This is a genomic window from Cyanobium sp. WKJ7-Wakatipu (assembly GCF_024345355.1).
Classification (GTDB): Bacteria; Cyanobacteriota; Cyanobacteriia; order PCC-6307; family Cyanobiaceae; genus Cyanobium_A; species Cyanobium_A usitatum.
This window is the reverse complement of sequence record NZ_JAGQAY010000012.1, coordinates 27,744-39,764: the sequence shown is the minus strand read 5'-3', so window position 1 is coordinate 39,764 and position 12,021 is coordinate 27,744. Positions and strand designations below refer to the sequence as shown.

Here is a 12,021-nt window from a genome sequence, read left to right as displayed (position 1 = left end):
CTCAGGTGCTTGTGTTGGATTGATTTGGTGCCTTTCAGTTGGTCTGGTGCAGCAACGCCACCACGGCCGGATCCCAGAGGATCCGCTGGCGGCGCTCTCCCCGACTGCAGAGCGGCAGGGCGACGCCCCAGTCCAGGCCGGCTTCTGTGAGCTGCCAGTCGTCGTCCTCGTTGCGCTGCTGCAATCCGGCGGCAGCGAGTCGCTGGTTGGTGTGGCGAAGCGTGCCATCCAGTCGGTCAGCTACCTGATCAGCCGTGAGCCAGGCCACCCCTGCGCGCTGCGAGACGCGTTGCTTCACGTCAGCGGCGGCGGGACTGCTGTGGGCCTGGATCTCCTCCAGGACGCTGAGCAGGGCATCGGCATGGGACACGCCGGTGAGGTGGATGATCTCGTCGGCCCCGCGCAGCACCTCTGCTGCGGTCTGCCTGCGGATCGCCTCGATGCTGCGTCGCGGCAGCTCTCCGTTGCCCTCTTGGCGGCGCTGCAGGGCGGGCAGCAGCTCGTGGGTGAGCCAGCGCCGCATCCGCGGTGCGCTGGGGTTGTCGCTGTTCAGCAGCCTGCGCAGCAGCGTGGCTTCGTTGATCAGCGCCAGGGTGAAACCACCGGCGCCGGGACCCTCCTCTGAATGGAGGCAGTGCTCCTCCTCGTCTCTCCTATTCGCCATGGCCCAGACCATCGGGCTCTCCGCCAGCGCAGCGCAGGCATCGGCGACGACGATCCAGGCCTCGACCTGCTGATCGGTGCTCACCCGGATGCGGTGCCCCTCGAACAGGTAGGGCACCAGAGCGGACGTGTTGCTCATGGCTGGGAAGACGAGGGGACAGGGGCGTCATGCCGCGCCGCGAACTCTGCGGGGGTGAAACCCCCAGGGGTCGCTGCCAGTGGAGCCGGCACCGGGCCGGCCAGGACCAGCAGAACCGTGCTCAGCTGCAGGGCCAGCACCAGCCACAGCAGCCACTGCAGCTGCCGCAGGTCGCCCAGTCGCACGGTGGTGGTGATAGGCCGGCGCGTGCGGCAGAAGGCCGGCAACTGTGGTTGCGCCATGGGCCGCGGCGTGCGGCCGGGGTGTTGGGGGTGGGCCATCAGAACGGCACCTCCTCATCAGCGAACTCATCGCCGTAGTCCTCCCCATCCGCCAGCGGAATCGCCCGCTGCTGGCGGGCAGCGGCTTCATCGGAGCGGTAGGCCTGCTCCGCCGCCTCGATCCAGGCCGGGTCCGTGCCTTCGCGGATGCTCAGCGGCCCGTAGAAGCCGATCGTGACGTTGCGCGGCACAGCATCGGCCGCCGCCTGGTCTTCGATTTTGGGGCCCTTGGGGTTGCCGTCCTGGTCGTACTGCTGCGCCCAACGGGTCTCCAGCACCAGCACATCCCCGACCGTCAGCCGGCCGCGGCGGTGCTGACGGCGCGCCTCGATCCACTCGCCGAAACCCTTGGCCTTGAGGATCAGCCGCACCCGATCCCCCGGGGCCGGCACCCCGCCCTCATCACCGATGCGGGCCTCCATCGTCGTGCCGGGCATGGCGATGGCATGGATGACCATCTCCTGCTTCACTTTGGGCCTGCCCTGGCGGTCGGTGCCGTTGGGGATCGATTCCATCGCGCCGCTGCTGAGGTTCTTGCGCAAGCGGTCGCGCTGCTCCGGGCGCACGATCGCCAGATAGGCCACCTCACCGAGGCGCTGTTGACGGATCACCGGCGCCGCGATGCGGCTGCCGTCGTTGAGTTCAATCGCCATGAGACTTGCTGTTCAGGGTGGAAGAGGAAGAGGAAGAGGACAGGGGAAGCAGGGGCTCCAGGCCGGCGCCCAGCCGCAACAGGTGATGGGCGGCGCCGGAGAGACTCAGTTGGTGCTCGGCCGACAGCTGCCTCACCTGCCGGTAGACATCGCTGTGCACGCAGACGCACAGGTAGTGACGGCCGTGCTGCGACCGTGGCTGGGACCTGGCGTAGGCGCGGCGGCAGACGCTCATGGCGTTCCTCCCGCCAGCTCGCGCTCGAATACGTCGATGAAGTCCTTGTGGCGCCGCTGGGTGATGCGGTCCTTGATCGTCCGCACCGTCCTGGGCACCTGGAAGTGGTGGCGGAACTCGATCGTGAAGCGCTTGCGCGCCTCCTGAGGCATCGCCCCGAGGAACTTGTGCAGGGTGGCGATCTCCTCGTCCGACAACGGCTCCAGGCCCGAGTCGCTGGCTTCGGGCCCATCTGGAACGCCGGTGTCCCACTCGTCGTCTGCGGCCTCAGGGTCGTCCGCAGCGGGGGCGGCTGCGCCAGTGGCCGTTAAGGTCGCGCCCGTGGCACTTGGCTCCAGCGGCTGCGATTGTTTCGGCTCGATAGTCCGAGGAGATTTGCTCACGGGAATACCGAGCAGGCCCGCCAACAGGGAGGCGGTGAGCGCATGCCAGGTCGCACTGCCCTCCTGGGGCGCCTGGGCTTCGCTGAACTCCTCGGCGCCGCCGCGGTGCCGCAGGGTCACCCGCAGCACCTCGTGCTCCTCGTTGATCAGCTTCTGGGCGCTGAACGAGAAGCCCAGGGCAAAGGCCGGCGCCGCCGCCTGAACGACCTCCTGCATGGAGGTTTCGGCGATGGCTTCCATCTGGGATTGGAACTGGGCTAGACCATCGGCCCACTGGGCGCGGGCCTGCTCGCGGCTCTGCAACAGGGCCTGGTTGAGATCAAAGGCGGCGGTGGGACCTGGCGTCGGCTCCATCCGCCCGCAAGGGGTGGTGGTCATCGAAGGCACTGCGGGACCGGCGCCCGCTTGCCCAAGATATTAGCGGCTCGCTAATCCGAATCTGTGTCCTGTGCAACGCAAGACATGGCGTACTCCGAACCTGTCCGGGAGGTGTTCGTGTCTGCCTCAGCTGGCGCCTGACTTGGTGGACCACTCCTCCAGCCAGCGCTGCGGCAGCCACGCTTCTCCGTCCCACATGCCCTGCAGCTGCTCGGCGGAGTACGGCTCAAAGCCGGCCAGCATCGCCTGAAAGGCCTGCCGCTGCTTGACTGGCGCTGCCTTGGAGGCGGAACTCAGGGCCTCCATCACGCCGATGCCGTGCTGCTTGGCGGTCTGCGCCAGCTGGCCGCGCCATTGCTCGCTCAGCTTCGCTGCTTCTGTGGCATCGACCTCGGGCTGGGCCGGCACGGCAGGCGCCTGGTAGGCGCTCGGCACCGGCAACAGCCCAAGGTGACAGCTCCAGAACTCCGCTGGCCCCCACAACCGCTCCTCGTCATCCACCAGGGGCTTGGCCTGGCTGATCAGGTCCTTGAGGGCGCGGGTGCGCACGCCACTGAAGTCTTTGGCGGCTAGCCGGCGGTTGACCTCGGCGAGGGCAAAGAAGCTCTCCGGGCGTGGCTTGGGCGCCTTGCCGTTCTCGAACACGCTCAAGGTGCTGGGGGCCATCACTTCAAAGCCGGCCTCCTTGGCCCACTTGTAGGCCGTGTACTGGGTCCAGTTGTTCAGCTCCCGCCAGCGCCTCAGCATCCGGCCGAACTCCTGACCGGCTTCCAGTTGCCTGGCCTCGATGTACCGGTACTCAGAGGACATCAGGGCTGGATTCTCGCCATTAGCGAAAGGCTAAGGCTTCTGCTGCCGATTGGAATCGGCAGCACCGTGATGCCAGCGGCCATGGGCCCTGGCCCGCTGTCGCCACTGCCGGCCCTTGCCGCGCCGAATCTCAGGCTCCACCAGGCCACAGAAAACGGCTTGATCAGGCAGGAATAGCGGCGCAGGCCAGCAGATGGCCTGCCGCAGCAACCGCTCCAGCTGCAGTCGTTGCTCCGGCTCCAGCAACGCCACGGGCTCGACGATGCGGCTGTCCGGGCCAAGGGTCCAGTCGTCGCGTTGGCAGCCGTAGACCCAATCACGGCCGTCGGCCGCCTGCGCCCAGAGCAGCGCCCCAAGCTGGTCGCGCTCGATCGCGATCTCCAGCTGCCAGCCGCTGGCCAGATCGAGCCGCATCCGCCCCCACCAGATCTCACTCCAGGGCCTGTCTGCCAGGAAGGCCTCTCCCGCCAGCAGCGCCCGCAAGGCCTGCTGGATCTCGGCGGCGCAACAGCGGCTCAGGGGGTGCAGAGCGGGTGACGCAAGCCATTGCCACGGCACCACAACGCCCACTCCCCGAGGGCGATCGGTTTGCCGCAACAGCGGCAATGGCCGGGATGGCGGACGCGGATGCGGCAAAAGCCATGGGGGTCGGCTGTGGGCTGCCTGTGGGGCACCCCTGCCGTCGGCACTCCTGGCGCGGATGCTGCAGAGGGAGGGTGCCCGCTGACCTGCAGGCCGTGCTCGCGAATCAGGCGACAGGCCAGGAAGGCGCTGGTGCGCGCCTCCTCCAGGTGGGGTGAGGCGCTCATGGCCACCAGCTTGCGGACCTTCTCCGCTGCCCGATCCGCCGCTGCGCTGTCGACCATGCCCTATTCGTCAATCGGATCAGCTTAGCGAGCCTGTGCCAGCATGAATAAGCTGATTCGATATGCCGAGGTTTCCATGCCCTCGATGATGACCCCGCTCTCCGTGCAGTTCACGCTTGAGCAGCGGGACTGGCTGGATGCGCGCACCCGCGGCGGTGTGCTCTCGCGTTCCTCGGTGATCCGCCTGATCGTGGCCGAGGCCATGGAACGCGACGAGCTGGCCAGCAGCCCCCGCAAGCGTCAGGGACAACATGGCCAGCGCTGAAGCGGCCACCAGTCCCACTGAGGCCTGCATCGACTGCGCTGCCGCCAAGCAGTTCCTCTCCCTGCTGGGCAAGGACCCGGCCAGCGCCCGGCTGCGCGCCTTTCCCCACCGCGCCAACCCCTCCAAGGGAGCAATCGGTGCCCGCAAGGGCCCTTTCGAGCTGGCGGTGGCGGAGCAGTGGCAGCGGGAAGGTCGCGGCATCTACCTGGTGATCAACGACGGCGGCGACCGCAAGAGCGAGATCACGGCCTGCCGGGCGTTTTTTGTGGAGTGGGACGACCGGCCGATCGCCTGGCAGCTGAACGCCTGGCGGGAGCTGGGGCTGCCGGAGCCGTCGCTGATCGTGCTCAGCGGCGGCAAGTCGGCCCATTGCTACTGGCTGCTGGAGCAGCCCATCCCGCCGCAGGAGTGGGCGCCACTGCAGGCCGAGCTGATCGCCTATGCCGGCGGCGATCCCCACTGCAAGGACGCCTCACGGGTGATGCGGCTGCCGGGCTGCTGGTACATGGATGCCGGCGGGCAGCCCACCGCCCTGGTGGAGCTGGTGCACGTCAGCGCTCAGCGCTACGCGCCGGTGGACATCGCACTGGCGCTGCTGCCCGATGAGTTTGCTGAACCCGCTGTAGGCACCACGCCGCAACAGGAGATTCCCCTGGAGCAGCCCTACGAGGTTCCAGGCACTGGGATTCCACTGCCCGAGCTGGGAGACGAGGACTTCGGGCCGCCGCGGCCGCTGGAGCAGATCCGCAGCGCCCTGGCCGCCATCCCCCGCCGTGTGGCCGGCAGCAACACCTACGCCGACTACCGCAACCTCCTCTGGGGGTTGATCCAGGCCTGCGAGCAGGCCGGCCACGACCGGCAGCTGGCGATTGCCCTGATGGAGGCCCACAGTCCCTCGGCCAGCTGCGGCTGGGACATCCGCCAGGTGGCCAGCTCGGGCGGCGAGCAGATCAGCGCCGCCACCTTCTGGTTCCACGCGCGTCAGCACGGCTGGCTGCCGCCGGAGCCGCCTCACACCCCCAGGCCTCCTGGGGCGCAAGCCACAGGCAGCCGCCGCCCCCAGGGCGAGACCGGCGGGCGCCATCCGGGTGGCAAGAGCAGCGACCGCACCAGCAATGCCAGGGGCACCAAGGGTTCCGGGCCTGGCCCGCAGCGTTTCTCCCCCAGGCCCGACACCCGGGTGCGCTGGGGAAAGGTGCACCTACCGATCAACCGCCGCCTGAACGCCTTGGAGCACTGCATCCGTTCCCTGGTGGGCCGCGAGCGCAACAGCCTGCGCCGCTCGGCCCGCGTGCGCGAGGCCCACGCAGCCCTGCAACTGAAAACGGCCCTGCGGCTGCAGGAGATCGGCCAGCTGATCCTTGAGGCCCACGACCTGCGCAACGGCAACCGCTTCCGCGGTCTTGATCAGGCCGAGCGCCTGGCGATGCCGCAACCGGTGGTGGCCTGGGAGATCCCTGGCTGCATCCCGCGCCGCGACCTCTCGATCGTGGGCGGCCGGGCCAAGGTGGGCAAGACGCGGCTGGTGCATGCCCTCGCCCGCTGCCTGCTCTGCGGCGAGGACTTCCTCGGCTTCGGGGCGCCGGAGGAACCGCGGCCGGTGATCCTGGTGACCGACGACCAGGGCGACGGGGACACCGCCCAGATGCTGCAGCAGCTGGGGATCTGGGATCACCCGCTGCTGCTCTGGTCACGCAGGTTCCGCGTCACCGAGGCCAACCTCGATGCCCTGCTCGCCTGCCTGGCCGCCCATCCCGGTGCGGTGGTGATTCTCGACTCGCTGCGCTCGATCACTCGCAGCTGCTGCTTTGGAGAAAACGACCCGGAAATGGGCTCGCTGATCTACGACCTCAAGCGCCAGGTCACCGACGCCGGCGGCACCATGCTGCTGATCCATCACTGCAACAAGGCCAACGACACCACCGGCACTGAGGCCCTTTCGGGCCATAACGCCATCGCCGGTGCGGCCAACACGATCATCACCCTGCACTACCTGGCCAAGGGCAACCGCCTGATCAAGGACTCGCCCCAGCGCCGCCTCGTGCGGGAAGCCCGCTCCGGCCCACCCGCGGATGTGGTGGTGGCGATCGACGGCACCACCGGCACCTTCTCGCGCCTGGGCACCTACGACGCCCTGCAGGAGCAGCAGGAGCAGGAGAGCGATCTCGATCGCGCCAGCCAGCGGGTGCGCAAGGCCAGCGAGAAGCAGAAGGAGGCTCTGCGTTATCTCCAGGCCCTTCATGCCAATGGTCTGGCTGGGGTGGGCCTGCTCGAGCTGCTGCAAGCGATCGACGCGGCGCCGGCTGAGGCGCGCCTGAGACGAGATCTGGAGGGAGAGGCGCTGAGCACTTACACCACCCTCGGCCGTTTCCTCAGCAAGCTCGACGGGCTGGTGACGACCACCCGGGTGGGCACCAGCGGCCAGAGCTACTACCTGCGCTACGGGCTCAGTGACGCCGGCGCGGAGTGGCTGGCGCGTGAGTTCGACCTGTAGGGGGCTGAAATCTTTGTTTTCTTTCCCATCGACTGCGCCGTAAGCGTTTTCAGCGAATTTGCGGGAGTGTTTTCTTTGGCAAACTTTCGAATCTTTGCTGCCACCACAGGGCATGAGCATCGCGACGCCGCTGGCGTGAACGCTCGTCGTACAGGGGCTGGAATCTTTGCTTTCTTTCCCATCGACTGTGCCGCAGTCGTTCTTAGCGATTTCGCGGGTGTGTTTTCTTTGACGATCTTTCGAATCTTTCATGGGTGTCGTCCCTGGCTGTCGGGGGGCAAAGATCGTCAAAGATTTCAAAGATTGCGCTGGGCCCAGATCGCCCCAGATGCACTGCGCCAGAGGGGATTGCAAAGAATTGAACGATTTTGGTGTATCACGTGAGGTTCTGGTGATCAGGCGTTCTTCCACCCCAACCAGCTGCGCTGCTGTCGCTGGCCCCAGCGACTGGCTGCCATCGATCCCAGGTCTGCGGCGCACCGACCCGGAGCACCGCTACTGGCTGGGGGACCACCTGTTCGCCGTGTCCGTCACCGGCGTGGTCGGCTCAGCCAAGAGCGACTGGGCGATGGCCCGCATCGAGGCCACCCGCCACGTCTGGGAGCCGCGGGGCCACACCGTGCACCTGGCGCTGGAGGCCCTGCTCAAGGCGCGCTTCCATCCCCTGCCCCAACACCAGCAGCGGGCCAACGAGCAGCTCCAGCACCTGCGCTCTGGCGACTACCGGGACTGGATCGAGCCGCTGCTGGCCCACCCCCACTGGCGCCAGGTGACGGTGATCGCTTCAGAGCGGCCTACCTGCTGCCTGATCCGCAACCTGGCCGGCACCTACGACACCGGCTACATCCAGCACGCCAGCGGCCTGCGGGTGCTCGCCGACCTCAAGACCCTCTCGCGGCCCGGCTCGGGCAGCTACTGCACCCGCGCCCAGCTGGGCGGCTACATGGCCCTGGAAGCCACCTGGGGTGTGCACTACGACGCCGGCCAGACGATCTGGGCCCGGCCGGGGGAGACCCGCCTCTCGCCGCTCTATTCCCGCGAGGAATGCCTGGCGGCCTGGGCAGCGACGTGGGCGGGCTACGCGAGCAGGTTCCGGCCGTGGTGATGCACTGTCCGAACTCATCTATTCGGACTATCGAGCCGCTATGGTTTGTTGCGGGGGCTTCTTGCCTGCGCCTCTTCGCTCCTTGCTGGCTCTGCTGATGGCTGCCACCACCGCCAGCTCTTCCCCAATGGCTGGCGCCGCTCTCGACGCACTGCTCGATCGCATCACGGTCCTCAAACTGCAGCTGAAGGCGATCGAGGCCGAGCTCTCCCCGCTGCTGGAGCAGCTCAGCGGGGCCCTGGAGGCTGGCGAGCTGGATGCCTCCTTCTCCCACAACGGCTGCAGCTTCTCCTGGTCGGTCGGGCGCACCAGCTACGCCTACCCCGAGCCGCTGCAACAGCAGGAGCAGGCCCTCAAGGAGGCCCAGCGGCTGGCAGTCGCCACCGGCGCTGCCACGGAGAAGCACGGCAAGGCGTTCTGGACGATCAAGCCGGGCCGGAGCTGAACGATGGTCAATCCCCAGAAGCGCAAGGGGGATGCGGCCGAGCGGGAAGCGGCCCAACTGCTGAGCGATCTGTTGGGCCTGGTGGTGCGCCGCAAGCTCGGCGCCGGCCGTACCACCACTGCCGGCGGTGACACCGGCGATCTCGATGGCGTGCCGGCCCATGTGATCCAGGTGGCCAGCTGGGCCAACACCGCTGCAGCGGCCCGCCTCAAGCCAGACGAGGCCGCCCTGCAGGCCGAGCACGCCGCTGCGGGATTCGCGGCGACCTTGGTGCGCTTCCGTGGCGGCACCTGGCGGGTGGTGCTCACCCCCGAGCAGTGGGCCGCCTACGTGCGGCTGATCCTGAGGCAGTCCCCCCAGGGGACGGCGCTCCCTGATCTGCCGCCCAGTAGTGGAGGTGGAGCATGAGCCCCGAGCACCCACAGGCGGCGGTCGCTGGCTCAGAACCAGGCACTGAGTCGCTGGAGGAGCTGCGTGCTGCCCCGCCCCAGCAGGACGACGACGGCAACCCGATCTGGCCGGCCGCCGACCCCAGCAGGCCGGTGGGGAAGGGCAACCCACCGCGGGGCCGCCGCAGCAAAACCCACAAGCCCCGTGCCACCCACATGGAGGTGGAGACCCGCATCGCTGAGGCGCAGCTGTGGATCGCGCAACGCCTGCCGCTGGCCGTAATCAGGGAAAAAGCAGCCCAGAACTGGGGAATCACCAACATCAAAACGGTGAGCCGTTATCTGGCGCTGGCTCGGCAGCGGATGGTCGAGGAGCTGATCTCTGACCGGCGCCGCCACCAGGCTGAGCAGATCTTTGCCCTCAATGACTGCGCCAGGCGGGCGATGGACGCCGAGCAGTTCAACGCGGCGGTGGGCGCCTTCCGGGTGATCGCCGAGATCGGCGGTCTGCTGCGGGCACCGATCAAGCCGCCGAAGCCACGGGCATGATGGCGAGCACCGCCGCCACTGCGATACCAACACCGGTGCTCACGCCACAGGCCCCTGCTGAAGGCGGCCTGCTGCTGAGCGAGCTCGACCCCTGGGGCGATGCCGGCCTCCTCCACCTCCCAACGGCCACTGCTGCCGAGCCATCGGAACCCCAGAGCCTGCGGAGCTTCATTGCCGAGGCCTACCCCCGCTACGGCTTCCACCGCTGGGCTGACGTGCTGATCGAGCTGCTCCAGCAGGTGGCCGATGGCCAGATCAGCCGCCTGATCGTCACCTGTCAGCCGCGGCTCGGGAAATCGCTGCTGGTGTCAAAGCTGTTCCCAGCCTACTTCCTGCAGCGCTACCCGCAGCTCTTCGCGGCGATTGCCTCGTACTCGGCGGAGCTGGCCTATGCCCACTCCCGAGAGGCCCGCCACTTCTACCGGGTGACCGGGCACCTGCTGGCCCGCGATTCGGCGGCGGTTGGCAACTGGCTGACCCGCCAACGCGGCGGCTGCATCGCGGCTGGTGTGGATGGCCCCTTCACAGGCAAGGGCTACAGCCTGGGGATCATCGATGACCCTTACAAAGGACCTGGTGATGCCGCCAGCCCTGCGCTGCGGCAGAAGCTGATCGACTGGCTGCGCTCGGTGTGGCTGACGCGCGCCGAGCCGGCCTCGGTGCTGGGGCCGGACGGGAGGGAGCAGCCGAATCTCTCGGCCCAAGTGGTGGTGCTGACCCGCTGGGACCACCAGGACGTGATCGGCTGGCTGAACGAGCAGGAGCAGGGGGAGGCCCCGCAGCACTGGACCGTGCTGGACCTGCCGGCCATCGCCGAGGACCCGACCGAACGGCCCAAGCTGCCGCCCACCTGCACCCTGATCCCCGACTGGCGCCAGCCAGGAGAAGCCCTTTGCCCGGAGCGGTTCCCCCTGCCGGAACTGCTCAAGATCAGGGCTCGCCTTGGTGCCTACTGGTGGGCGGCGCTGTACCAGCAGCGGCCCAGCCCAGCGTCTGGATCGATCTTCCTGCGGCAGTGGATCCGGCCGCCCTTCCCCCGCGAGGACGCAGGAGCGGCCACTGGCCCGCAGCGCCAGTACGCCCTGCTGGCGCTCTCCTGTGACCTGAGCTTCAAGGGGGAGGCAGAGAGCGACTACTGCGGCTTCTGCCTGGCCGGCCTGCTGGCACCACCAGCCCGCTCTGCCATCCCCCGATCGGGTGAATCTCAGGGTCCATCGGGTCCAAAGGAGTTGGAGATTGAGGTGCTCTGGGCCGCCCGCCATCGCTTTGGCCTGCCGGAGGTGATCCGCTTCCTGTTGGGTTGCCTGGAAGCGCTGGAGCAGCAGGCCCTCAGGCCCAACGCCGTGCTGATCGAGGACGCCGCCAACGGTCCGGCGGTGCTGCAGACGCTTCGCCGCAGGGTGCCGGGGATGCTGCCGATCACCGCCAGAGGCAGCAAGGAAACCCGCGCCCATGCCGTTGCCCCCCTGGTGGAGGCCGGGCAGATTCGCTTTCACCACCGCGCCCAGCCGTTGGTGGAGGAGGCGATTCGCTTCCCCAAGGGCAGCAAGGACCTGGTGGATGCCTTCTGCCACGGCGCTCTCTGGCTGGAAGGCCGTTACTGGAAGGCCCAGGGCATCCAGCCGGTGGTGACGCCGCTGCTGGTGAGCCGGTGAGCGAGTCGATGGTGTCCGCGGTGCGGGAACATCCCAAGCCTTCCGCAGTGGAGAGCCCACGCCCTGTCTTGCTGACTCCTCCTGCTGTGCAGCTGGTGCTGCCGCTCACGGTGGTGCTGGTGGGCAATGCCGCTGGGGCGGAGAGAATGCTGCGGCAAAGGCGCTTTCGCCGGCCGGCGTGCCATGCCCGTGCGCAACAGCTGGAGATCAGTCTCCAGGCTCCAGTGCGTCACCACTCCAGAGGCCTGGGTCAGCGGCCCCCGCGTTGCAGGCCCCGGCGAGAACGACCGGTACGGCCTCATGCCGCTGCTGATGCCCTGGCGCTGGAACACATGGATTTGGCGGAGAAGATCGCCGGCAACTTCGCTCGGCGCACTGTCCATCCGAAGGAGGACTTGCGGCAGCTGGCGATGATCGGGCTGATCAAAGCGGCACGGCGCTACGACCCCTCACGAGGCCCATTCCGGCCCTACGGGCGCACCTACGCCAATGGGGAGATCACCCACTTTCTGCGGGACAACGGCTTCCTGCTGAAGGTGCCGCCGACCTGGCGGGAGCTGCATGCGCGGGGGCAGCGTTTGCTGACCTCAGGAGTTGGCGTGGGCGAGATGTTGGTACGAATAGGGATTGGTCGCGAGCAGTGGATTCAGATCGTCGATGCATGCTCAGTACGGGTGGTTGCTTTTCCTGTTGAGTGACGGCCAGATGTCC

General features: G+C 68.0%; 16 protein-coding genes. 8 read left to right on the top strand and 8 right to left on the bottom strand.

Annotated features, from left to right (window positions below; genetic code table 11):
• Positions 1-34: 34 nt before the first annotated feature.
• From KBY83_RS08735 to KBY83_RS08700, 8 genes are all read right to left on the bottom strand, one after another.
• On the bottom strand, positions 35-802 hold the full coding sequence (locus tag KBY83_RS08735; protein WP_255019184.1) for a BRO family protein: 768 nt from the start codon (positions 800-802) through the stop codon (positions 35-37).
• Complete coding sequence (locus KBY83_RS08730; RefSeq protein ID WP_255019183.1) at positions 799-1,083, bottom strand: hypothetical protein; 285 nt, start codon at positions 1,081-1,083, stop codon at positions 799-801. Before KBY83_RS08730 ends, KBY83_RS08735 begins: the two co-directional genes overlap by 4 nt.
• Positions 1,083-1,736, bottom strand: a complete 654-nt coding sequence (locus KBY83_RS08725) for a hypothetical protein (protein WP_255019182.1) — start codon at positions 1,734-1,736, stop codon at positions 1,083-1,085. Before KBY83_RS08725 ends, KBY83_RS08730 begins: the two co-directional genes overlap by 1 nt.
• Positions 1,726-1,971: a hypothetical protein gene (locus KBY83_RS08720; protein WP_255019181.1), complete on the bottom strand. Its 246-nt coding sequence runs from the start codon at positions 1,969-1,971 to the stop codon at positions 1,726-1,728. The genes KBY83_RS08725 and KBY83_RS08720 overlap by 11 nt, the downstream gene beginning before the upstream one ends.
• Positions 1,968-2,732, bottom strand: a complete 765-nt coding sequence (locus KBY83_RS08715; RefSeq protein WP_255019180.1) for a hypothetical protein — start codon at positions 2,730-2,732, stop codon at positions 1,968-1,970. The genes KBY83_RS08720 and KBY83_RS08715 overlap by 4 nt, the downstream gene beginning before the upstream one ends.
• Positions 2,733-2,858: 126 nt before the next feature.
• Positions 2,859-3,542 carry a helix-turn-helix transcriptional regulator gene (locus KBY83_RS08710; protein ID WP_255019179.1) on the bottom strand — a complete coding sequence of 228 codons (684 nt, stop codon included), beginning with the start codon at positions 3,540-3,542 and terminating at the stop codon, positions 2,859-2,861.
• Between the two features lie 30 nt (positions 3,543-3,572).
• The gene (locus KBY83_RS08705) at positions 3,573-4,112 is read right to left on the bottom strand and encodes a hypothetical protein (protein WP_255019178.1); all 540 of its coding nucleotides are present in this window, start codon (positions 4,110-4,112) and stop codon (positions 3,573-3,575) included.
• The gene (locus tag KBY83_RS08700; RefSeq protein ID WP_255019177.1) at positions 4,058-4,408 is read right to left on the bottom strand and encodes a DUF2786 domain-containing protein; all 351 of its coding nucleotides are present in this window, start codon (positions 4,406-4,408) and stop codon (positions 4,058-4,060) included. The genes KBY83_RS08705 and KBY83_RS08700 overlap by 55 nt, the downstream gene beginning before the upstream one ends.
• 43 nt (positions 4,409-4,451) lie before the next feature.
• Here KBY83_RS08700 and KBY83_RS08695 point away from each other — a divergent pair, with 43 nt between their 5' ends.
• The 8 genes from KBY83_RS08695 (at position 4,452) to KBY83_RS08660 (ending at position 12,008) form a co-directional block, all read left to right on the top strand.
• On the top strand, positions 4,452-4,673 hold the full coding sequence (locus KBY83_RS08695) for a hypothetical protein (RefSeq protein WP_255019176.1): 222 nt from the start codon (positions 4,452-4,454) through the stop codon (positions 4,671-4,673).
• Positions 4,660-7,167, top strand: a complete 2,508-nt coding sequence (locus KBY83_RS08690; RefSeq protein WP_255019175.1) for an AAA family ATPase — start codon at positions 4,660-4,662, stop codon at positions 7,165-7,167. Before KBY83_RS08695 ends, KBY83_RS08690 begins: the two co-directional genes overlap by 14 nt.
• Before the next feature lie 391 nt (positions 7,168-7,558).
• Positions 7,559-8,272: a hypothetical protein gene (locus tag KBY83_RS08685; RefSeq protein WP_255019174.1), complete on the top strand. Its 714-nt coding sequence runs from the start codon at positions 7,559-7,561 to the stop codon at positions 8,270-8,272.
• Between the two features lie 97 nt (positions 8,273-8,369).
• Positions 8,370-8,717, top strand: coding sequence for a hypothetical protein (locus KBY83_RS08680; protein ID WP_255019173.1), 348 nt, complete (start codon positions 8,370-8,372; stop codon positions 8,715-8,717).
• A gap of 3 nt (positions 8,718-8,720) precedes the next feature.
• Positions 8,721-9,125, top strand: coding sequence for a hypothetical protein (locus KBY83_RS08675; protein WP_255019172.1), 405 nt, complete (start codon positions 8,721-8,723; stop codon positions 9,123-9,125).
• A complete protein-coding gene (locus KBY83_RS08670; RefSeq protein WP_255019171.1) occupies positions 9,122-9,655 on the top strand; it encodes a hypothetical protein in 534 nt (177 codons plus the stop codon). Before KBY83_RS08675 ends, KBY83_RS08670 begins: the two co-directional genes overlap by 4 nt.
• Positions 9,655-11,310 carry a terminase gene (locus KBY83_RS08665; RefSeq protein ID WP_255019170.1) on the top strand — a complete coding sequence of 552 codons (1,656 nt, stop codon included), beginning with the start codon at positions 9,655-9,657 and terminating at the stop codon, positions 11,308-11,310. Before KBY83_RS08670 ends, KBY83_RS08665 begins: the two co-directional genes overlap by 1 nt.
• Positions 11,307-12,008 carry a sigma factor gene (locus KBY83_RS08660; protein WP_255019169.1) on the top strand — a complete coding sequence of 234 codons (702 nt, stop codon included), beginning with the start codon at positions 11,307-11,309 and terminating at the stop codon, positions 12,006-12,008. Before KBY83_RS08665 ends, KBY83_RS08660 begins: the two co-directional genes overlap by 4 nt.
• Positions 12,009-12,021: the final 13 nt, after the last annotated feature.

Excerpts from the sequence above, each read along its gene's own strand:
- KBY83_RS08735 (WP_255019184.1), bottom strand. The coding sequence starts at position 802 with ATGAGCAACACGTCCGCTCTGGTGCCCTACCTGTTCGAGGGGCACCGC.
- KBY83_RS08730 (WP_255019183.1), bottom strand. The coding sequence starts at position 1,083 with ATGGCCCACCCCCAACACCCCGGCCGCACGCCGCGGCCCATGGCGCAA.
- KBY83_RS08725 (WP_255019182.1), bottom strand. The coding sequence starts at position 1,736 with ATGGCGATTGAACTCAACGACGGCAGCCGCATCGCGGCGCCGGTGATC.
- KBY83_RS08720 (WP_255019181.1), bottom strand. The coding sequence starts at position 1,971 with ATGAGCGTCTGCCGCCGCGCCTACGCCAGGTCCCAGCCACGGTCGCAG.
- KBY83_RS08715 (WP_255019180.1), bottom strand. The coding sequence starts at position 2,732 with ATGACCACCACCCCTTGCGGGCGGATGGAGCCGACGCCAGGTCCCACC.
- KBY83_RS08710 (WP_255019179.1), bottom strand. The coding sequence starts at position 3,542 with ATGTCCTCTGAGTACCGGTACATCGAGGCCAGGCAACTGGAAGCCGGT.
- KBY83_RS08700 (WP_255019177.1), bottom strand. The coding sequence starts at position 4,408 with ATGGTCGACAGCGCAGCGGCGGATCGGGCAGCGGAGAAGGTCCGCAAG.
- KBY83_RS08695 (WP_255019176.1), top strand. The coding sequence starts at position 4,452 with ATGAATAAGCTGATTCGATATGCCGAGGTTTCCATGCCCTCGATGATG.
- KBY83_RS08690 (WP_255019175.1), top strand. The coding sequence starts at position 4,660 with ATGGCCAGCGCTGAAGCGGCCACCAGTCCCACTGAGGCCTGCATCGAC.
- KBY83_RS08680 (WP_255019173.1), top strand. The coding sequence starts at position 8,370 with ATGGCTGCCACCACCGCCAGCTCTTCCCCAATGGCTGGCGCCGCTCTC.
- KBY83_RS08675 (WP_255019172.1), top strand. The coding sequence starts at position 8,721 with ATGGTCAATCCCCAGAAGCGCAAGGGGGATGCGGCCGAGCGGGAAGCG.
- KBY83_RS08670 (WP_255019171.1), top strand. The coding sequence starts at position 9,122 with ATGAGCCCCGAGCACCCACAGGCGGCGGTCGCTGGCTCAGAACCAGGC.
- KBY83_RS08665 (WP_255019170.1), top strand. The coding sequence starts at position 9,655 with ATGGCGAGCACCGCCGCCACTGCGATACCAACACCGGTGCTCACGCCA.